This is a genomic window from Deltaproteobacteria bacterium (genome assembly GCA_016210005.1).
Lineage (GTDB): Bacteria > Desulfobacterota > Binatia > HRBIN30 > JACQVA1 > JACQVA1.
The window spans coordinates 1-21,179 of the sequence record JACQVA010000009.1 but is presented as its reverse complement, the minus strand read 5'-3'; the positions used below and the strand labels follow the sequence as shown (position 1 = coordinate 21,179).

General features: G+C 65.0%; 17 protein-coding genes. 10 read left to right on the top strand and 7 right to left on the bottom strand.

Annotated features, from left to right (window positions below; all coding sequences use genetic code 11):
• Positions 1-41: 41 nt before the first annotated feature.
• From selD to HY699_01685, 3 genes are read right to left on the bottom strand one after another with little or no spacing between them, the layout of a single operon-like run.
• Positions 42-1,094, bottom strand: a complete 1,053-nt coding sequence (gene selD / locus HY699_01695; GenBank protein MBI4514515.1) for a selenide, water dikinase SelD — start codon at positions 1,092-1,094, stop codon at positions 42-44.
• Between the two features lie 50 nt (positions 1,095-1,144).
• Positions 1,145-1,600 (bottom strand): Mov34/MPN/PAD-1 family protein, encoded by a 456-nt coding sequence (locus HY699_01690; GenBank protein ID MBI4514514.1) that lies wholly within the window; start codon positions 1,598-1,600, stop codon positions 1,145-1,147.
• Complete coding sequence (locus HY699_01685) at positions 1,597-2,541, bottom strand: ketopantoate reductase family protein (protein MBI4514513.1); 945 nt, start codon at positions 2,539-2,541, stop codon at positions 1,597-1,599. The genes HY699_01690 and HY699_01685 overlap by 4 nt, the downstream gene beginning before the upstream one ends.
• Before the next feature lie 190 nt (positions 2,542-2,731).
• Here HY699_01685 and HY699_01680 point away from each other — a divergent pair, with 190 nt between their 5' ends.
• From HY699_01680 to HY699_01655, 6 genes are all read left to right on the top strand, one after another.
• Positions 2,732-5,080, top strand: a complete 2,349-nt coding sequence (locus HY699_01680; GenBank protein ID MBI4514512.1) for a glycoside hydrolase family 3 C-terminal domain-containing protein — start codon at positions 2,732-2,734, stop codon at positions 5,078-5,080.
• A 100-nt stretch (positions 5,081-5,180) separates the two neighbouring features.
• Positions 5,181-6,326: an acyl-CoA dehydrogenase family protein gene (locus tag HY699_01675; protein MBI4514511.1), complete on the top strand. Its 1,146-nt coding sequence runs from the start codon at positions 5,181-5,183 to the stop codon at positions 6,324-6,326.
• A gap of 50 nt (positions 6,327-6,376) precedes the next feature.
• Positions 6,377-7,027 (top strand): septal ring lytic transglycosylase RlpA family protein, encoded by a 651-nt coding sequence (locus HY699_01670; GenBank protein MBI4514510.1) that lies wholly within the window; start codon positions 6,377-6,379, stop codon positions 7,025-7,027.
• 194 nt (positions 7,028-7,221) lie between these two features.
• A complete protein-coding gene (locus HY699_01665) occupies positions 7,222-7,860 on the top strand; it encodes a CPBP family intramembrane metalloprotease (protein ID MBI4514509.1) in 639 nt (212 codons plus the stop codon).
• A gap of 190 nt (positions 7,861-8,050) precedes the next feature.
• Positions 8,051-9,157 (top strand): type IV pilus twitching motility protein PilT, encoded by a 1,107-nt coding sequence (locus HY699_01660; GenBank protein MBI4514508.1) that lies wholly within the window; start codon positions 8,051-8,053, stop codon positions 9,155-9,157.
• Positions 9,158-9,162: 5 nt separating this feature from the next.
• The gene (locus tag HY699_01655) at positions 9,163-10,338 is read left to right on the top strand and encodes a PilT/PilU family type 4a pilus ATPase (GenBank protein ID MBI4514507.1); all 1,176 of its coding nucleotides are present in this window, start codon (positions 9,163-9,165) and stop codon (positions 10,336-10,338) included.
• Positions 10,339-10,570: 232 nt separating this feature from the next.
• On the opposite strand, the gene HY699_01650 is transcribed toward HY699_01655, so the two are convergent.
• Positions 10,571-11,335, bottom strand: a complete 765-nt coding sequence (locus HY699_01650) for a methyltransferase domain-containing protein (protein MBI4514506.1) — start codon at positions 11,333-11,335, stop codon at positions 10,571-10,573.
• 140 nt (positions 11,336-11,475) lie between these two features.
• On the opposite strand from HY699_01650, the gene HY699_01645 reads away from it, so the two are divergent.
• Complete coding sequence (locus HY699_01645) at positions 11,476-12,399, top strand: Dyp-type peroxidase (protein MBI4514505.1); 924 nt, start codon at positions 11,476-11,478, stop codon at positions 12,397-12,399.
• 7 nt (positions 12,400-12,406) lie between these two features.
• Here the strand turns inward: HY699_01645 and HY699_01640 are convergent, their stop codons facing one another.
• The 3 genes from HY699_01640 to HY699_01630 all read right to left on the bottom strand — a co-directional run bounded on the left by HY699_01640 (position 12,407) and on the right by HY699_01630 (position 17,055).
• A complete protein-coding gene (locus tag HY699_01640) occupies positions 12,407-13,840 on the bottom strand; it encodes a SpoVR family protein (GenBank protein ID MBI4514504.1) in 1,434 nt (477 codons plus the stop codon).
• A gap of 14 nt (positions 13,841-13,854) precedes the next feature.
• On the bottom strand, positions 13,855-15,039 hold the full coding sequence (locus tag HY699_01635) for a DUF444 family protein (GenBank protein MBI4514503.1): 1,185 nt from the start codon (positions 15,037-15,039) through the stop codon (positions 13,855-13,857).
• 78 nt (positions 15,040-15,117) lie between these two features.
• Positions 15,118-17,055 (bottom strand): serine protein kinase, encoded by a 1,938-nt coding sequence (locus tag HY699_01630; GenBank protein ID MBI4514502.1) that lies wholly within the window; start codon positions 17,053-17,055, stop codon positions 15,118-15,120.
• A 502-nt stretch (positions 17,056-17,557) separates the two neighbouring features.
• On the opposite strand from HY699_01630, the gene HY699_01625 reads away from it, so the two are divergent.
• The 3 genes from HY699_01625 to HY699_01615 all read left to right on the top strand — a co-directional run bounded on the left by HY699_01625 (position 17,558) and on the right by HY699_01615 (position 20,751).
• On the top strand, positions 17,558-17,995 hold the full coding sequence (locus tag HY699_01625) for a universal stress protein (GenBank protein MBI4514501.1): 438 nt from the start codon (positions 17,558-17,560) through the stop codon (positions 17,993-17,995).
• 12 nt (positions 17,996-18,007) lie between these two features.
• Complete coding sequence (gene hflB / locus HY699_01620; GenBank protein ID MBI4514500.1) at positions 18,008-19,894, top strand: ATP-dependent zinc metalloprotease FtsH; 1,887 nt, start codon at positions 18,008-18,010, stop codon at positions 19,892-19,894.
• Positions 19,895-20,433: 539 nt separating this feature from the next.
• Positions 20,434-20,751 (top strand): DUF4326 domain-containing protein, encoded by a 318-nt coding sequence (locus HY699_01615; protein MBI4514499.1) that lies wholly within the window; start codon positions 20,434-20,436, stop codon positions 20,749-20,751.
• Positions 20,752-21,179 lie beyond the last annotated feature (428 nt).

Below are 21,179 nucleotides of genomic sequence, written 5' to 3'. Positions count from 1 at the left end.
TGGGAGCAGAATACATGCCACGACGCGGGCCGGGCGGCGGTTTAGGCGGTGACGTGCAACCTCCCCGAAGCGTCGTCGATGATTTCGCCGATTTCCGCCACTAGCGCGACGCCGTTGTCGCTCAGCGCGCGCAGCAGCGCCGCGCACTTGCGCTCCGGCACGGCGATCAGCAGGCCACCTGAGGTTTGCGCGTCGCAGAGGATGAGACGCGCCTCGGCCGGCACCGCGTCCTCAAAGTCGGTGAAAGCCTCTGCATAGCTGAGGTTGCGCCGGCTGCCGCCGGGCACGATGCCGTCGCGCGCCAAAGACCACACTGCCGCCAACACCGGCAGCCGTTGCAGCGAAACGCGGGCTCCGACCCGGCTGCCGGCGCTCATTTCGTGCAGATGCCCAAGCAGACCGAAACCGGTTACGTCGGTGATCGCATTCACCCCAACGGCCGCAACCGCGGCCGCAGCGGCTCGGTTGAGCGTGCTCATCAGGCGGATCGCCTCGGCGATCAGCTCCGGGCTGGCGAGGTCGCGCTTGATGGCGGTGGAGATGATACCGGTGCCCAGCGGCTTGGTCAGCAGCAGCCGATCCCCGGCGCGGGCGGTGGAGTTGCGGATGATAGCCTCGGGCCGAGCCACGCCGGTGACCGCCATGCCGTACTTGGGCTCGCGGTCGTCCACGCTGTGGCCGCCGGCGATTGTCACCCCGGCTTCGCGCGCCTTGTCGAAGCCGCCGCGCAGAATCTCGCCGAGCATTTCGAGCGGCAGTTCGCTGGCCGGGAAGCCGACGATGTTGAGCGCTAGGATCGGGCGTGCGCCCATGGCGTAGATGTCGCTGAGCGCATTAGCGGCGGCGATCTGGCCGTAGGCGTAAGGGTCGTCCACCAGCGGCGTGATGTAGTCTACCGTCTGCACGATGGCGAGGTCGTCCGCCAGCCGATAAACCGCGGCATCGTCCGAAGTCTCGCTGCCGACCAGCAGATTGGGGTCCGCCGGCGGCGGCAGTTTGCTGAGGATCTCGCCGAGATCCTTGGGGCCGATCTTACAGGCTCAACCCGCGCCGTGGCTGAACGATGTCAGTCGAATGCGTTGCCGCTCGTCCATGCCGGCGACCTTACCACGGCCCGATAGGCAAGACGACCGCGCGCCCCTGACTACTCGACCGTGAGAGTGATCTCGGCGAACTCCCTGCTGGCCGCGTTCCAGGCGAAGGCTTTTATCGCCCGCACCGCTCCGCTGCGCACTGAGATGACCAGTTGCCCGGCGTTGGGGTAACTGGGTTCGTCCCACACGGTTGCTTGCTTGTAATCCTCGACCGAGAAGTAAGCGTCGTGGTCTGGGTGGGAGTGATAGATCGCGCGGATGGTCAACTCGCCGCGGTCGTGGCCGATCAGTATGGGCGCGGCTTCGGGACCCATGCTGTAGGCGGTGCGTGCGTCGCGCCGCTTGGGATCGGCAGCGTGGCGCTGGTTCTGGACATTGGTGACGCGCACCACCTCTTCGTTGCCGGCGCGCTCGATAATGAAGCCGCAGGCCTCCTCCGGGTAGCACGCGACCGCGTCGGCCGCGATCGCGGCCCGGCTGGCCGCCGTGATGCGTAGTTCGATCACCGTTGTTGCTCCCGGCAGCGGACGATTCTGGTCAGCGTCTCACTGTAGGGCGTGACGATACCGTGCGCCTGACCGCGGCGCCAGATCTCGCCGTTGATCGCGTCGATCTCGGTGCGCCGCCCGCGTTCGAGGTCTTGCAGCATCGAGGAGCGGTGGTCGACGGTGCTGGGCACCAGCCGGCCGTAGAACAGCTGGCGATACTCGTCCGCCGATGCCCACGGCAGGCCGACGCCTTCTGCTTGAGCCACGGCGAAGGCCTCGCCAATGATTGCGTCCATCAACGCGCGGGTCTCGGCGTGTGCGGCCAGCGCCCCATACGGCACCCCCAGCAGCGCACCAAGCGGGTTGAGGGCGGCGTTGTAGAAGACCTTGGCCCACAGCGCGGCATCGATGTCGCTGCTGTCGGCCGCCGGAATCCCGGCCGCGTCAATGCGGGCCGCCCACTGCTGCGCCGCTTGATCCAACAGTGGGTACACGCCCGGCCGCCGTGCTCCGATCAGGACCTGGTCGGCGTACACCGTAACGCGCACACAGCCCGGTTGGGTGATTTCAGCCCCAAAGATCACGCGCGCGCCCAGTGTTCGCGCCGGTGTCACCACGGACTCGATGGCTTCGAGATTGCCCAGGCCATTTTGTAGTGAGATCACCACGCCCGACGGGGCGAGCAACGGCGCGGCCTGTTCGGCCACGGTGCGGCTGTCGTACGACTTGACTGCCAAGAGAACGGCATCGAACGGGGCGGCCAACTGTGAGGCCGACTCGCACAAGTCAAACCCAGCGACGCGGTGATCGCCCCAGAGGCCGGTGATGTACAGCCCATCGCGCGCGATGGCCGCGAGATGGCCGCGCCGGCCGAGCAGCGTCACCGCCAACCCCGCCCGGCGCAAGAAGCCGCCGAAGACCGACCCGAGCGCGCCCGCACCCGCGATCAATACCCTCATGGTCCGCTCCGGTTCCCCATGCCCGCGAGCCTGCCAGGTTTTGCGCTTGGGACCAAGCCTTGCCGGTTATGCCCACAATGGCGGTGACGCGGTGAACAGCGCGGAGAGCCGGCCGCAGACCCCTAATAGGTTGCCTCGTTGCAGTAGTTGCCTGGTCGGTGCAATGGTTCGGGCCACAGGAGGCTTTACCATGGCGAAGGAGCAGGCGCCCTATCTCGATTCTACCCAGCCGATCGACGCCCGGGTCCGCGATCTGGTGTCGCGGATGACGCTGCCGGAGAAGCTGGCGCAGATCGGTTGCGTCTGGTCGAGTGAACTGATTCGGGACGAAGCCTTTTGCGAGCGCCGGGCGCGGACGACTCTGGCTCACGGCATCGGTCACATCACCCGCATCGGCGGGGCGACGGTATTGGCCCCGGCCGCCAGCGCGACCGTGGCCAACGCGATCCAGAAATTCCTGGTCGAGCGGACCCGTCTCGGCATTCCCGCCATCATCCACGAGGAAAGCTGCGCCGGCTATCTCGCCCGCGGGGCAACCTGCTTTCCGCAGGCCATCGGCCTCGCCAGCACCTGGGAGCCGGAGCTGATCGAGGCGATGACCAGTGTCATTCGCACCCAGATGCGCGCCGCCGGCGCGCATCACGCGCTGGCTCCGGTACTCGACGTCGCCCGGGATCCGCGCTGGGGCCGCACCGAGGAAACCTTCGGTGAGGATCCCTACCTGATAGCGCAAATGGGCATCGCCTACGTGCGCGGCTTGCAGGGCGACGACCTGCGCCGCGGCATTGTCGCCACCGGCAAGCACTTCGCCGGCTACGGCGCCTCCGAGGGCGGCCTGAACTGGGCGCCCGCCCACATCCCGGCGCGCGAGTTGCGCGAGGTCTACGTCGCCCCGTTCGAAGCGGTCATCAAACAAGCGCAACTGGCCTCGATCATGAACGCTTACAACGAGATCGACGGCGTGCCGCTGGGCTCTTCCAAGGAGATACTCAACGATCTGCTGCGCCGCGAGTTGGGTTTCGACGGCGTGGTGGTGAGCGACTACTTCACCATCGCCACCTTGTTCCAATACCACCGCATCGGTGGCGACGAAGCCGAAGCCGCCGGCTTCGCGCTCGCAGCCGGAATCGATGTCGAGCTGCCGGCGCTGCACTGCTACGGCGAACCGCTGCGCCAAGCAGTGGAAGACGGCCGGGTTGATGTCGCGCTGGTCGATACCGCCGTCGGCCGCCTGCTGCGCATGAAGTTCCAGCTCGGCCTATTCGAGCAGCCCTACGTTGACGATGCTGGCGCTGCGGCGGTCTTCGACACCGCGGAGCAGCGCGCGCTCGCCCACCGCCTGGCGCAGAAGTCGATCGTGCTGCTCAAGAACGACGGCCTGTTGCCGCTGCCCAAGACGCTGCCGTCGATTGCGGTCATCGGCCCGAGCGCCGACAGCATCCGCTTGCTACAAGGCGACTATCACTACCCCGCCCACCTCGAGATGATGTTCGGCGAAATCAAAGAGGGTGACCAATCACCGCGCCCGGCCGGGCTGGTAGATCTCGCCATGCACTTCGTGCCGATGGTGAGCGTCCTCAACGGCATCAAACGCAAGCTGTCGCCACAAACGGTGATCCACAGTGCCCCCGGCTGCGACATCACGGGCGCGGCCACTGCCGGCTTTGCGGCCGCGGTGGCCGCGGCCGAACAAGCCGAGGTGGCCGTAGTGGTAGTCGGCGACCGCTCCGGATTGGCGGATGGCTGCACCAGCGGAGAGTCGATTGACCGCGCCGAGCTGGGACTGCCCGGCGTACAGCAGGCGCTGGTGGAAGCGGTGGTGGTAACCGGCACGCCCGTCGTGGTGGTGCTGATCAACGGCCGGCCGTTGGCGCTGCCATGGATCGCCGCGCACGTGCCCGCGCTCATCGAAGCCTGGCTGCCGGGCGAGGAGGCCGGCACTGCGGTCGCCGATGTGCTCTTCGGTGATTTCAACCCGGGCGGCAAGCTCCCGATCTCGTTGCCGGTGAGCGTGGGACAGGTGCCGGTGTATTACAACCACAAGCCGTCCGGCGGCCGCTCGCACTGGAAGGGAGAATACGCCGGCATGACGACCAAGCCGCTGTTCCCATTCGGTCACGGCCTCAGCTTTACCAGCTTCGAATACAGCGACCTTGAGATTTCCCCCGCTGGGGCCGGGGCCGCCGACACCGTGCGCATTCGCGCGACGGTAAGAAACGCCGGCGAGCGCAGCGGGGAAGAAGTCGTGCAGCTCTACGTCCACGACGTCGTCGCCAGCGTTACCCGGCCGGTGAAGGAGTTGAAGGCTTTCCGCCGCATCGCGCTCGATCCCGGCCAGGCCAAGACCGTCACCTTCGAGCTCGCCGTGGCTCAGCTCGGCTTCTACGATCGCAGCATGCGCTTCGTCGTCGAACCCGGAGCCATCGAAGCACTAGTGGGTAGCTCGTCAGCGGACATCCGGCTGAGCGGGCAGTTCGAGATCACGGGCGAGACGACGGTGGTGCCGAAGGTGTTCTCGAGCACGGTGACTGTAAGCTGAACTCCGGGGGCGCTGTCGCCGCCGTTCTTGCCTGTCGGCGGTGCCGTGGTAGGTTGCGCCGCAGTTGGCGTTGCCGCAACCCTTGAAGGCTGGTGCTGTCATGGACCTCAATTACACCCCCGAAGAGCAGGCATTCCGCCTCACTGTACGGCAGTGGATCGAGAGCAATGCGCCCGAAGCCGATGAGCGGCGCGATTTCGAGGTGCTGCGCGCCTGGCAGCGCCGCTTGTATCAAGCCGGCTATCTCGGCGCCGGCTGGCCGCGGGAGTACAGTGGCGCCGGCCTGTCGGCGATGGAGCAGGCGATTCTCAATGAGGAGCTGGCACAGGCCGGCGCGCCTGCCCCGATCAACGCGATGGCGATCTGGTGGGTCGGCCCGGCGATCATCAAGTACGGTACCGAGGAACAGAAGCAGCGCTTCCTGGCCCCGATTCTCAGCGGCGACGAGATCTGGGCGACCGGGTACTCCGAGCCCGGCGCCGGTAGCGACATGGCCGCAGCCAAGTGCAAGGCCGAGCGCGACGGCGATGAGTACGTCGTCAACGGACAGAAAGTATGGACGACGCTGGCGCACATCAGCGACTGGTACTTCATCCTCGTGCGCACTTCGGCGGGCGGGCCGAAGTGGGCCGGGCTGACGATGCTGCTGATCGACCTCAAGTCGCCGGGCATCGAGGTGCGGCCGATTCGCCAGCTCACCGGCGACAGCGAGTTCAACGAGGTCTTCCTGTACGACGTGCGCGTACCCGTGAGCAATCGTCTGGGGGCCGAGGGGCAAGGCTGGGAGGTCGTCAGCTCCGCGTTGATCAACGAGCGCAGCGGGATTGCCGGCGCGATCCGCGCCGACCAGGTGCTGCGCCGCCTGCTGAAGATGGCGCGCAGCCGCAGCGTTGCCGCCGATCCCATCTGGCGCCAGCGCTTGTCGGACCTGGCCATCAAGGCGCAGATCACCAAGTCGTTCGGCTTGCGGGCAATGAGTGACCAGCTGCACGGCCGCATCAACCCGCACATGTCGGCGGCCATGAAGCTGTTCTCCACCGAGCTGGGGCAGCGCTTTTCAGAAACCGGCGTCGATATGCTCGGCCCCTATGCCGAGCTCTGGGAAGGCTGTGAACGGGTCCCCGAGCGCGGCCGCTGGCACTATCAGTTCCTCTATGATCGCTCGCTGACCATCGCCGGCGGCACCAGCGAAGTGCAGCGCAACATCGTTGCGCAACGCGTGCTGGGGCTGCCGCGCGGGACCTGAAGCGCGGGTGCGCGCTTTTCGGGTTGCGCCGGCTGCGCTATAAGCGGCGCATGTGGCGGCATGCCGGGGTGGTGGCGCTGGCGGTGCTTGTGTGCGGCTGCGGGCTGTTCGGCAGCCGGCGCCCGGCGCCGATTCAACCGCAGGCCGGGGCCTCACAAACGGGCGTTGCCTCTTGGTACGGCCCAGGTTTTCACGGCAACCCGACTTCGAGTGGCGAGATCTACGATCAAGACGATCTCACAGCGGCGCACCCGAGCTTGCCGTTGGGGAGCCGCGTGGCGGTGACCAACTTGCAAAACGGGCGCTCGGTGGAAGTACGGGTGAATGATCGCGGCCCGTTTGTGGCCGGACGAGTGATCGACTTGTCGCGCGCCGCGGCGCGCCACCTGGGCATGATCGGGCCGGGGACGGCCCCGGTGCGCATCGAGGTACTGGATAGTGCCAGTGCTCAGATGGAGGCCGCGGCATTCACGGTCCAGGTCGGCGCCTTCAGCGATCGCGATAACGCCCAGCGGCTCAGGGCGGCGCTCGACAAACGCTTCGATCAAGTGCGCATCGCCACCCTCGAAACCGGCAGCGGCCGTTACTATCGCGTGCGCGTGGGACGATTCGCACACCGCGCCGATGCCGTGGCCCTGGCGCAAAGCGTAACTTCGCTTGGCCTATCCGCGGTCATCGTCGAAGACGGTGTCGCCCCCTGAACTACTATGGCCGAAAGTCTCGGCGTCGCGCGCAGATTTCCCTCCGTCATTCCCGCGAAGGCGGGAATCCATCCGGAGCCCCACCGCCCCTGGATGCCCGTCCCACGCTTTCGCGGGGGCAGGCCTTAAGGATTGCGGGCATGACGGAATACCCCTGTCGAGCTTTGGGCTGCGGGCGAAGCCCGCGCTGAGCCATGGCGGTGAAACACGATCCCAGCCGGCCGCTAGCCCCGAGTCTTGAAGCGCTCGCGCTGCTGGCCCTGACACTGCCGCTGGCGTTGTGGCTGCACGAGCCGAGCCTGTGGTTTCTGGTGCCGTTCGCGTTGATCACGTTGCGCCGGCGCGACTACGCCGACTACGGGCTCGACCTCTCCCAGCGCCGGCGCTGGGGTGGCTTGTGGTTCCATCTGCTCAACCTTGCCCTCCTCGCTCTCTACGCCGCCGGGCACCTCCTGTTCGCCCGTTGGTGGCTCGGGTCACGTTTCGCGCTCACCGCCCCGCAATCGCCGCACATGCTGCTTTTCAGCCAGCTCCTCGGCGTCGCATTGCCGGAGGAGTTCTTCTTTCGCGGTTACCTGCAGTCGCAGCTCAACCGCACCCTCGGACAACGCACCGGCGTTTTGGGTGTTCGCTGCGGGCTCGGGCTACCGCTAGCGGCGCTGTTGTTTGCCCTCTGCCATATCCCGCTGGGCGGGCCGGCCCAAGTGATCGTGATCTTTCCCGGCCTCTGGTACGGCTGGCTGCGCGAGCGCACGGACTCGGTGGTGATTCCAACCGTCTACCACGCGCTGAGCAACGTGCTTTTGAAGACGATTCTGGTGAGTTTGAGCTGATTAAGCGGCCTGCCGCGACCAACAAAACCTACGCCAGTCCCTGTTACCGATTTAACGATCAGCGCCCTTTCGCCACCCACATCCCGCCGCCGCTGGCCGTCGCGACGCCGATTTTATCGCCAAAGCCGCCTGCGCATCTGGCGTGCCAATTGCTTCGCCGAATAGGCAACTGGCCACAAGGGGGCGCTGTATGGATATTACGCAACTGCTGACTTTCGCCCATCAACAAGGGGCGTCAGACGTGCACTTGAGTGCCTGCGAGCCGCCGATGCTGCGGCTCCATGGCGACATGAAACGGCTGGAATATCAGCCGCTCACCGCCGAGGAAGTCCGGCACATGGTGTTCGACATCATGTCCGACGTGACGCGCAAGAACTACGACGAGACCCACGATGTGGACTTCTCCTTCGAGCTCGGCGACATCGCCCGCTTCCGCGTCAACGTGTTTCGCCAGCGCAAGGGCGACGCCGCGGTCTTTCGGCTGATTCCCTCCAAGGTCATGACCATGGAGCAGCTCGGTCTGCCACCGGTACTACGGGAGATTTGCGACAAGGAGAAGGGCCTGGTGCTGGTTACCGGCCCCACCGGCTCCGGCAAGTCCACCAGCCTGGCGGCGATGATCGACTACATCAACTCGACCTACGAGGGTCACATTCTCACCATCGAAGATCCCATCGAGTTCGTCCACGAGTCGAAGAAGTGTCTGATCAACCAGCGCGAGCTGGGGCCGCACACGCTCTCGTTCGCCAACGCCCTGCGCGGCGCCCTGCGCGAGGACCCCGACGTGATTCTGGTCGGCGAAATGCGTGATCTGGAAACCATCTCGCTGGCGCTGACCGCGGCCGAGACCGGCCACTTGGTATTCGCCACGGTCCACACTTCGAGTGCACCGAAGACGGTGGATCGCATCATCGACGTCTTCCCGGCCTCGCAGCAAGAGCAGATTCGCACCATGTTTGCCGAGTCGATCCAGGCCGTCATCACCCAGACCCTGCTCAAGCAGCGCGTCGGCGGCCGGATTGCGGCCCTAGAGATCCTCATGGGCACGCCGGCTGTGCGCAATCTCATCCGCGAAGGCAAAGTGCACCAGCTGCCGTCGGCGATGCAGACGGGCCAGGCCGTCGGCATGCAGACGCTCGACATGGCGCTGGTCGACATGGTCAACAAGGGATTGGTCACGCGCGAAGAGGCCCAGTCGCGCACGTTGACGCCGAACCTGTTTGGCGCTAGCGCAGGCGGCGATGGCCGGCCGAACTTGCGGCCGCGGCCGGTGGCACCGATGGTGGGACGAGCATAGGGGCGATGTACGATATCCGTACCCTTCTCAGTGAAATGGGCGTGCGCGGCGCCTCGGATCTATATCTCACCGCCGAGAGCCCGCCGGTCTTACGTATCGAAGGCATCACCGAGGTGTTCGGCGAAGAACCGCTCTCGGCCCCGGAGGTGGAAGATCTCGCCAACACCCTGATGACCGAGCGCCAGCGGGCGGTGTTCGAGGAGAAACTCGAAATGAACCTGGCGTTGGCCTCCGGCCGCCTGGGGCGCTTTCGTGTCAACGTCTTTCGCCAGCGCGGGGCGGTGGCGGTGGTGATTCGCCAGATCAAGGTCAACATCCCGAGCGTCGACGAGCTCGGCCTGCCGCAAGTGCTCAAGACCATCGTGTCGAGCCGGCGCGGCTTGGTGTTGGTGACCGGGGCCACCGGCTCCGGCAAATCAACCACGCTGGCGGCGATGATAGATCACCGCAACGAACACGCCAACGGCCACATCGTCACCATCGAAGACCCGATCGAGTTTGTGCACCCGCACAAGAAGTGCCTGGTGAGCCAGCGCGAGGTGGGCTTCGATACGGTGTCGTTCAGCGAGGCCCTGCGCAATACCTTGCGGCAAGCCCCCGACCTGATCCTGATCGGCGAAGTCCGCGACCTCGAAACCATGGAGGCCGCCATCACCTTCGCCGAGACCGGCCATCTCTGCCTGGCGACGCTGCACTCGAATAACGCCAACCAGGCCATCGAGCGGGTGATGAACTTCTTTCCCGGCATTCGCCACCCGGAGATCTACCTCCAGTTATCGCTCAACCTGAGGTCGATCGTCTCCCAGCGCCTGGTGCAGGGCGTGGATGGCAAGCGCGTCGCCGCGCTGGAGATTTTGATCGACACACCGCGGGTCAAGGATCTGATCAAGAAGGGCGAGATCGACGTTCTCAAGGAGGCCATGCAGCAGAGCATGCTCGAAGGCGGCCAGACCTTCGACCAGGCGCTGTACGATCTCTACGCCGCCGGGCGCATCACCGAAGAGCAGGCGCTCGCCAACGCCGACAGCGCCAACAACCTGCGCATCCGCATCAAGAATCTGGATCTGAAAGAAACGGCCAAGGCCGAAGCCGAAAAGCGCCGGCCGTTGCGGCCGGACAAGAGCGATTTCCGCATCGAAGGCGTGCCCCCACAAGGCCCGCCCGGTTTCCGCCGCCCGTAAGGCGGTGCGGCCCCGCTACTGCCAGTCGCCCGAGCCCCCGGCGCGAAGGACCACTTCGCCCCGCCATCACTGCCCGGTTTGCCATACCCCCAACGCGTCCGCTCTCATGAAGACACTCGCGGCGCCAATTCCAGCAAGCTTGCCCGCTTCCAAAGCTTACGTCGCAACTCCGCCCTCGCCGCCGCGCAATTCGGTGCCAATTCGGAGGGGTGGGCGTCAAGGGTGTGCGCGATCACTCGGCGCGGCGTGCCACGAAGAACTCGTAGGCATAGTATTGCGAGTACAGGCGATGAAGCTCCGGCTCCCGCCCGATCTGATCGAGTACGGCGAGTGCTTCAGCGTCGGCGGCGTACTTGCCGCGAAGCTCCTCCACCCGCCGTTGCATGGGGGAATAGAAGTCATCCCACCAGGCCTCGTCGGGGATCGTGAAGTGGCCGAGCAGCTCGAACTTGCACTTCTTCAAGGCCGCGAGAACATCGGCGGTCCAACCCATGTCCGGATATTCCAAATCGAAGCTCGCCCGCACTTCGGGCGGCGGGTTCTGCTTCCGCCAGACGGCGTCGGTGAAGGCGACGTAGCCGTTGGGCCGCAGCAGGGAGCGGCAGATCCGCAAGGCGTTCTCGATGCCGATGTTGTAGAGTGCCCCCTCGGACCAGATCAGGTCGAAGCTCTCGGGCGGCAGGCGCAGGTGGGCGATGTCGGCCACCATCGGCTTGACGCGGTCGGCTAGGCCGCTCGCGTTGATGATCCGGTGGAGTCGGTCGGTCAACCGGGCGTGGCTGTCGACGGCGACGATGGACCCGGAGGTGAGCTGGGCGAGATGAATCGTCTGTCCGCCGACGCCGCAGCCGAGGTCGAGCACCGCCGGTGCCGACGGCAAGTCTCGGCAGAACCCGAGTGCTTTCACGGCACCGGCGCGGTTGCCTGGGCCCTGCCGAGGCAGGGCCTCATAGACCTCGAAGAAGATCTCCCAGAAGCGTGGCGCAGGCTCGTTCATCTTGCGCATCCTCGCCTTGGCTGTGTAGACAGCGACCTGCGCGCAGTCAAACAGCAAACCGCCGCCATTGACTCGCGCGCGCAATGATTCAATGAATCAGCGTGCACACGCGCGAATTGCCGATGAGGGGAGGTCATCACATGCCGCAGCCGCAGCCTGGTATCGTACCCGAGCCCAGCTCCAGCGCGCTCTTTCTGATCTTGCGCGTGCGCGACCAGGCGCAAGACGCCGGTGCAGTCTCGCGCGTGGCGGCGGCGGTGCCGTCACTGGTGGCCAAGGTGGGAGCCGCCGACCGGCGCGCCAAGCTGGCCTGCACGGTCGCCTTCGGGCCAGAGTTCTGGGGCGTACTCTCGCCCGGAAGGCGGCCGCAGGGCTTGCGGCCGTTCAAGGCCATCGAGGCCGGCGACCGGTGCGCACCGAACACCGGCGGTGACCTACTCTTGCACATCCTGTCCAAGCGCCACGACCTCAATTTCGAGCTGGCGATGCGGATCAGGGCACAGCTGGGCGACACGGTCGAGGTGATGGACGAAGTGCACGGCTTCCGCTACCTCGACTCGCGCGACCTGACCGGGTTCATCGACGGCACCGAGAACCCGAAGGGCAAAGAGCGCGCCGCCGTGGCGTTGATCGGCAAAGAGGATCCCGTCTTTGCCGGCGGCAGCTTCGTGTTCACCCAGCGCTACGTCCACGATCTCAAGCGGTGGCGGGCGCTGCCGACGCCGGAGCAGGAAGAAGCCATCGGCCGGCGCAAGCGCGACAGCAAAGAGCTATCCGAGCAGGCCAAGCCCGCCACCGCTCACATCAGCCGCGTGGTGATCGAGGAGAACGGCGAGGAGTTGGAGATCGTGCGCCACAGCTTTCCGTACGGCACGGTGAGCGAGGCCGGTCTCTTCTTCATCGCCTACAACAAGACCATCGATACCTTCGAGAAGATGCTGGCGCGCATGATGGGAGTCGCCGGCGACGGCTTGCACGACCAGCTGACGGATTACACCCGCGCCGTCACCGGAGCGACGTTCTTCGCCCCGTCGCTGGCGCTGCTCAAGAAGTTGGGCCGCTGACGGGTTCTCACTTCAGGCTCTTGGTCGAAAAGCCGCGGTCGGTGTACGCCAGCAACGTGCGCTTGCCGCCGACGAGGGTTTCGAGGGCGACCTCGCGCTGCCACAGCCGATGCAGATAGGCGAGCGTCTTCTCGGCATGCTCCAGCAGGAGATCCCGTCCGTCATGGGCGTGGACGAGATAGAGCGTGCGGTTGCCGCTGAAGTCGGCATCATCGACTTTGATCACCGGCACGGTGGCCATGCCGACGCTTTGCAACAAGAGCGCCTTTACGTCACGCCAGCTCTCGCTGTCGGCGACCTTGCTCACCACCAAGTCGTCACCGCGGGCTTCGTACTCGAAGAGATCCAACTCGCGCAGCAGCGGCTCGGTCAAGTGGCGGCGCAGGAACGACACGTCGCGATCGCTCTCGCGCACCTCGAACATCTTCTGCAGCCCGTTCTTGCCGGGATCGCCGATCTCGGCGCGTTCCTCAGCGGTCGGGTCGTCGTAGCGGCGGCGGATGTCTTCCCAGACCTTGAAGCCGAGGTGGTAGGGGTTGAGCCCGCCGGGGAACGGCCGCACCACCTGGTTGTGGCGCACGATGAATTCGAGCTGTAAGCCCTCGGGCAGGTCGAGGTGGTCGAGGATCTGTTTGTGCCAGTAGCTCGCCCAGCCCTCGTTCATGATCTTGGTTTCGATTTGCGGAATGAAGTACTGCGCCTCCTCGTGCACGATGGTGATGAGATCGCGTTCCCATTCGGCGAGGTAGGGATTGTGGTCGCGGATGAAGAGCAACACGTCCTCGTCCGGCTCGGGCGGGACCTTGCGCAGGTCGGGCTCGACGTGCTTGGGGCGGCGATGTAGTTGCTGGAATGGATCGGCCGGCGGTCGCCCGGCCTCGATGAGGTCGTTGCGGACCTCCTCGATGGTGCGTTTGCGGATCGCCAGATTACGCCGGCACTGTAACGAGAGCGCGTGGGCGGCATCGACAATGGGCTCGACCCGCTCCAGGCCGATGCTGGGGTCCTCGATGTAACGGCGGACGCGGGCAGCGTGCGCCTTGAAGCTGCTGATGGTGAACTCGGGCCGGGTGCTGCGGAAGGTGGCGTTGTTCTTGAAAAAGTCGTTGTGGCCGTAAACGTGGGCAATGGTGAGGATCTGCAACAAGAGCGTGTTGTCGCGCATCAGGTAGGCCAGCGCCGGGCTGGAATTGATGACCATTTCATAGGGCAAGCCGCTGACGCCGTAATCGTATAAAGTCTTGAGCTTCTCGTAGGCCTTGCCGTAGGACCAGTGCGGGTAGTGCGAGGGCATGCCGGAGTAGGCCATGTAGCCGAGCATCTGGTTGTGATCGCAGAGCTCGAATTCCTGCGGGAAGCAGTCGAGGCCGAAAGCCGCCGCCTGCTCGCGGATGCGTTCGTCCCATGCCATCAGATCGTCGACGGTGTACGGGGCAGCCATGGCGGTCTCGGCCTTCACTGTTCCCGGCCGCGGTCCTTGGCCAAGAAGGCGCGAAAACTCGGCCAGATGTCTTCCTTGCGTTCGATCAACACGGTCTGGAAGTTGTCGGCCTCGAGGCGGCGGAAGATATTGAGCATCGAGCTTTCGTAGTAGCGCGAACCCAGCGGTTTGATTTCGCCGTAACCGAACAGGTTGCACACCTGCGCCAGCTCATGAGCGGTGCGCAACGCGGCGGGGTTGTCGGAGTCGAAGTTGTCGCCGTCCGAGCAGTGGAAGGCGTAGACGTTCCACAGCGACGGGTGGTAGCGCTCGGCTACGATGTCGAGCGCCTTTTGATAGCCGGAGGAGATGAAGGTGCCGCCGGACTCGCCCTTGTGGAAGAATTCGCCTTCGGTGACTTCGCGCGCCTCGGTATGATGGGCGATGAAGACGATCTCGACATTGCGGTACTTGGTGACGATGAACTGGTAGAGCAAGAAGAAGAAGCTGCGCGCGAGGTACTTCTTCATGGTGTCCATCGAGCCCGAGGTGTCCATGATGCAGACGACGACGGCGTTGGACTCCTTCTTGAGGTCAGCGACCATGTGGCGGTAGCGCAGGTCATCATCGTGGAAGGGAAACCGCGGCGGCTGGTCGCCGGGAAAATGGGAGGGCCCGTGATGGGTGGCGAGGCGACGCTTGAGCCGCGCGCGGGCGGTGTGGCGCTTGTCGAGGCGCACGCGGATGCCGACGGTGCGATAGCCTTTGCGTTTGGTCAGCTGCGGCGCCGGCAGCTCGCGCAGGCGCTTGCGCTCGAGGTCGGGGAGCTCGAGATCCTCGAACATGATGTCGATGAGCTCGTCGAGGCTGACGTCGGTCTCGTAGTAGTCCACGCCCGGCCGGTCGCCGGCGCGATCGGGCGGGCCCTGGCCCTCGCGGTGGGCTTTGCCGACTACTTGGCCGGGCTGGGTCGAGCCGCTGCCTTGGGCGACACCCGGTGCGTTCTCGCCGTAGATGAAGCGATATTCCTTGATCCCGCGGATCGGTACCTTGATGACCCGCTCGCGGTCCTTGCCGATGATGGATTCCTCGGCGATGATGTCGGCGATATTTTCGCGGATCGATTGGCGGATCTTCTGGCGATGGCGCAAGCGATCCCCGGCGGCACGGTCACTGCGTTGGGCGTCGGCTTGGCGAAAGGGCCGGAAGATCGTCGTCATCGGGGGCACTCGCAGCAGGCGGGGCGGGCGAGCAACGGCGGCGCGGGCGAGCCGCACCGCCGCTACCGCCCGGCTGCCTCAGTCCTTCCACAGGTTGTTGGCCGCGTACTTGAGCACCACGTCGACGCAGTTGGTGCAGTAGCCGTGGGCCAACAGGTTCTCGACCATGGTGTTGTACTTCTCGCTCTGCTCTTCGTCGCGGGTACGGGCCTTGGTGATGATGCGGCTGATGTCGCGCACCGAGGTCATCAGCTTCTTCTCGATCGCCTCCTTGAGCGGCTCGTAGCTGCGGTAGCTGATGCGGGCGCCGCGGCGGCCGGCCGCCCACAGATAGGCGATCACTTCCTGGCGAAAGCCGTCGGCCGCCGAGCCGATGATGGCGATCTGCTCCTCGATCGACTTGAGGAAGCCCTCGTCCGGCTGCAGCTCCTCCTTGGTGTTGCGGTCCTTCACCTTGGTCTTGTTGACGTAAGCTTCGGCGTGGTCGAGGTAGTTCTGGAACAGTGACTCGGCCTGCTCCTGGTAGGAGTACACGAAGGCCTTGGTGATCTCCTTTTCCAAGATGTCGAGGTACTCCTTGTGCAGGACGTCTTGCAGGAAGTCGAGGTATTGCTTGCGCGTGTCGTCGGGCAAGTCGGCTTCCTTAGTCATGTTGATGAGGGCTTCGCGCACGTTGATCGGGTTGATGCAGTTGCCCTCGATGTTGTCCGAGAGCGCGTTGTCGAGCGCCTTCATGATGAAGCGAGTGGAGATGCCGCCCATGCCCTCGCGTTTGGCGTCGTCGCGCAGCTCGCGCACGTCGATCTTCTTGGTCCGCCCCTTCTCGACCACCTCCTCGCCGCTGTAGAGCTTGAGCTTAGTCATCAAGTCGCACTTGGCCGTCGGCTCGAGGCGCGAGAGGATGGCGAACATGGAGGCGACCTCCAGCGTGTGGGGCGCGACATGGGCGCGGAAGTCGGAGTTGCGGATGATCTTCTGGTAGATCTTGACCTCTTCCGAGAGCCGCAGGTTGTAGGGCACCTTGACCACCACGATGCGGTCGAGGATGGCTTCGTTGGTGTGGTCGGCCTTGAACTTCTGCCACTCCGCTTCGTTGGAGTGGGCAACGATGACGGTGTCGACATACACCATGCCGTGGCGCCCGGGGGCCGGGATCACCTTTTCCTGGGTCGCAGTGATCATGGCGTGGAGGTACTCGGTCTCGTTCTTGAACACCTCGATGAACTCCACCATGCCGCGGTTACCGACGTTGATGGCGCCGTTGAGGTCGAGCACGCGGGGATCGCCCTCGGAGTAGAGATCGAGCTTGGAGATGTCCTCGCTGCCGATCAGCACCGAGGTGTCTTGGTTGTTGGGATCCACGGGCGGGACCACGCCGATGCCGATCCGGTTGCGCTTGGAGAACTGGCGCGCCGCGACCGGGAACTCCTCGTAGCGCTCGCCGAACTCCTCTTTGAGGCGGAAGCGGCACACCGGGCAGAGGTCGCCCTCGATGTGGACACCGAGCATCTTCTCGAACTCGCGGCGCAGGTGGCGCGGGATGAGGTGCAACGGCTCCTCGGTCATCGGGCAACCCTCGATGGCGTAGAACGGTTCGGCCTCTTCGAGGCCGCGCTGGAGTTTCTCCACCAGCGAGCTCTTACCGGAACCGACCGGGCCCATGAGGTAGAGCACCTGCCGGCTCTCTTCACCCTTGAGGGCCGCCGATTGGAAGTAGCGCGCGATCTGCGCCAGGGTCTTCTCGATGCCGAAGAACTCCTCCTCGAAGAAGTGGTAGACCTTGACGTTCTCGTCTTTGAACAGCCGCTTCACGCGCGCATCTTCGCTGGCCAGAATGTCGCGCGCCCCGGCTTTCACGATGGTGTCGTGGAGCCGCGCGTGCGCCAGCTTGGGAAGGATGGGATCGGCCTTCAGCAACTCGAGGTAGTCCAGAAACCGCCCTTTCCACGCCCGACTGCTGTGCGCGGCTCGGTCTTCTCGGATCAATCGCTCGAAACTCACGCTTTCCTTTTCCATGCCTACGCTCCTCCTGTGCGGGAGATGCCGCTGGCTGGCCCGTCAGCGGGCTGCTGGCTTCAGTTTACGTCATCGGAAATACTCGCTCGGTGCCGAGATGAAATGCGACGCTCGGTGGGGATACAGCTGCTCATCGGATTCCGCGAACAATGCAATTATAGCGATCGCCACCGTACGCATTCAAGGCAGTGGGATTCAGGCGGCCGCGCGGGCCCGATCGGCGGATGGGGAAGCAGAACGATGGCGGAAACGAAGACTGAGGATCGAGACGATTGACGCGCCCCTTCACCGTGCTCCTTTCCTCAACACCACAGCATTGCGTCTGGCACTGACGCTAACATCGGCCCCACGGGCAGTCAAGAAAATTCCGCTACGCCCCCGCTCGCACGGTGCCAGCGAGCGGGCCAACCTTCGTCACCGGCACCCCCCGGCCGGCAATCACCGCGGGGCTGACTTGCGGGGCGGCGCTGTGTATGATGCCTCGACTCGTGGTTCTTCCGCTATGACCAGGGCACGTCAACTCAACGCTATCCTCGTCCCGGTGGACTTTTCGCCCGGCTCACTGCGCGCGCTCGAGATGGCGGTCACGTTGCGCCCGCCCGAGGGCGAGGTCACCGCCCTGCACGTGATCGACACCGACTTGGCGGCGCGGGTCGACAAGCTCGGCCTCGGTACCTACGCCGAAGCGGTCGCCAAGATGCGGGCGCGTGCCGAGGAGGAACGCGTCTGGCTCAGCAAGGACAAGGGCGCGGAGATCGAGTTGATGGTGGTTGAGGGCATTCCGTTCGTCGAGATCTTGAAGATCGCCACCGACCTCGATGTGGATCTGATTGCCATCGGCAGCAGCGGAACCTCGGCGACGCTGAAGGACTTGTTGTTCGGCGGTACGGCGGAGAAGGTGTTGCGCGCTGCCCCCTGTGCGGTGTTGTGCGTGCCGTAGGCCGGCCGGCTGATGGAGAAGCGGGTTCGATTCTCGATCGGGTATTTCGTCGCCGCAGTGGTGGTGCTGCTGCTGCTCAATACCTACCTGATGCGTGAAGAAGTCAGCGAGATCACTTACGCCCAATTCAAACAACTGGTGACCGCGGGCAAGCTGACCGATGTCGTGATCAGCCCCGACTACATCACCGGTAAACTGACTACCATCGAGCTGGCCGGTATTCTGCCCGAGAGCCAACTGCGCCAGATGCAGCAGTGGGGCGGCAAGACTCACTACTTTCGCACCGTGCGGGTGGAGGATGCGAAGCTCATCGAGACCCTCGATGCCCAGCGCATCCCTTACAGTGGCCGGCTTGCCGCCACCTGGCTGACGAACCTGCTGTCATGGATCGCCACCGTGGTGTTCTTTCTGGTGGTGTGGGGATTTCTGTTTCGCCGCATCGGCGCGGCCGGCCCGGGCTCGGGTCTGATGGCGATCGGGCGCAGCAAGGCCAAGGTCTACGTCGAGAGCGAAACCCGCGTTACGTTTGCCGACGTGGCCGGCATCGACGAAGCCAAGGAGGAACTAAAGGAAGTCGTCGAGTTCCTGCGCTCACCCGAGAAATTTCGCCGCCTCGGCGGCAAGATTCCGAAAGGCGTGCTGCTGGTCGGCGCGCCGGGCACCGGCAAGACCTTGCTGGCGCGGGCGGTGGCGGGCGAGGCCAAGGTGGCCTTCTTCAGCATGAGCGGCTCCGAATTCGTCGAGATGTTCGTCGGCGTCGGGGCGGCGCGCGTGCGTGATCTGTTCGAGCAGGCGAAACAGAAGTCGCCGTGCATCGTCTTCATCGACGAGTTGGATGCGCTCGGCAAGTCGCGCGCCATCAATCCGCTCGGCACCCACGACGAGCGCGAGCAGACCCTTAATCAGCTGCTGGTCGAGATGGACGGCTTCGACCCCAACATCGGCGTCATCATCATGGCCGCCACTAACCGTCCCGAGATTCTCGATCCCGCCCTGTTGCGCGCCGGGCGCTTCGATCGCCACGTCGCTCTCGACCGGCCCGACGTGCGCGGCCGCGAGGCCATCCTGCAAGTGCACACGCGCACGGTCAAACTCGGGCCCGACGTCGATGTCGCCGTGGTGGCGGCCCGCACTCCCGGCTTTGTCGGTGCCGACTTGGCTAACATCGTCAATGAAGCCGCGCTGCTGGCGGCCCGCCGCGAGCACGCCTACGTGACCATGGCCGACTTCGATGACGCGATCGATCGGGTGATCGCCGGACTCGAACGCAAAACCCGCGTGATGAACAAGCGCGAGAAGGAGATTGTGGCCTACCACGAAAGCGGCCACGCGCTGGTGGCCACCGCGCTGCCCGGCATGGATATAGTGCGCAAGATCTCCATCATCCCGCGCGGGATCGGTGCGCTCGGCTATACCCAGCAGCTGCCCACGGAGGACCGCTACCTGATGACCCGCTCGGAGCTCGAAGATCGACTGTGCGTGCTACTCGGCGGGCGCGTGGCGGAAGAGGTGGTCTTCGGCGATATATCAACCGGGGCGCAGGATGACCTGCAGAAAGCGACCGACATCGCCATCAGTATGGTGACCCAGTACGGCATGAGTGACGTGCTCGGTCTGCGTACCTTCGAGCGCGAACGCCGCTCGCCCTTCTTCGATTCGCCGCTGCTGTCGCGCAAGGATTACAGCGAGGATAAGGCCAGCACCATTGATACCGAGGTGGAGAAGATCCTCGAAGGCGCGCATGCGCGGGTGCGCACGATTCTCACCGACTGGCGCCCACTGCTCGATCAGGTGGCGCAGCAACTCATGGTTGCCGAGGTGCTCGACGGCGACGAGCTGCGCCGCTTGGTGAGCGCGTACCGCGAGCGCCCCCCGGCGCGGGCAGCGCAGACGGCCTAGCCCGACGTCCCCTCGGTCGGGGGGATGTCGCGGCGGCCCACCGGTTCTGAGCCGGTTTCGGCTTGGCCGGCGGCCGGTGAAAAAAACCTGCCCAGCGCCATTGACGAACGGTGGGGAAAATCGCTAACTTCCCGCCCCGTATGCACTCCGTAGCACCGGAGTTGGATCGTGAGACCTCCTCGATGATTGCCCGCCGTGTGCGCGCGCAATATCGCCGCTGCTGGTGGAATGCGGCGCGCGCGGTGCACCTGCTGGGCGACTACGCCGTGTACGTCGAAGGTTGGATCGTCGTGAACAAGAGCCATCCGCTGGTGGTCGAACACGGCTGGTGTGAGATGGAGGGGCGCATTGTCGATCCGACCTACACCGCGTACGTCAGCAATCTGGAGCCGCCGCTGGCGTACTTCGCCGGCTTCAGCGCGGCCGCCCGCGAAGTCGAAGCGGCGGCGCGCTTCCGCTCGCTGCCCATGGCTTGGGTGCGTAACCCCGAGGAATACCACCAGGCCTTCGAGGCGGCGTGGCGAGACGCGACGCGGCGGATGCCCTCCGAACCACGGCCGAAGACGCGGGTGGTGCATTGCCGGCGCGAACCGGCGGACGTGTTCATCGGCCGCCCGTCGAAGTGGGGAAGCCCCTTTCACATCGGCCGCGATGGCTCGCGCGCGGAAGTAGTGGACAAGTTTCGCCAGTGGCTGATCCGCCAGCCGTTGCTGCTGCGCGACCTGCGCGCCTTGCGCGGCATGGCGCTCGGATGCGACTGCGCCCCCGAGCCGTGTCACGGCGACGTTCTCGCCGAACTGGCCGATCTGGGTCATCACGACGCCTACACCGGCGGCGGTGAACTTCACCCCGCCTAGCCCGGCCCGCAGCGCTGCCGCCGGCAGCACTTGCAAGACTCGACCACAACCCAGGTCACGGCGAAATCGTTCACGGAGGGTTTCGGGGCCATCGCGTCGCCACAGCAACAGGTCCCTCCCTTTGAAAAAGGGAGGTCAGGAGGGATTTGATGCGGAGTCATTGGGACAAATCCCCCTCGATCCCCCTTTTCAAAGGGGGAATCTCCGCTGATTCCATCACCACTTCACTTCTCGAAATCTCCGTTGCGGACTTTGCCGTGGCCCTGGACCACAACCGGGGGTGCGCGACAGATTTGTGGGTAACGTGGTTCGGTGTTATGGCCGTCATTCCCGCGAAAGCGGGAATCCAGTTTGGCGTTTGGCGCTATGGACAAGCAGTTCTGCGTTTACATCCTGGCCAGCAGACGGAGCGGCACGCTGTACATTGG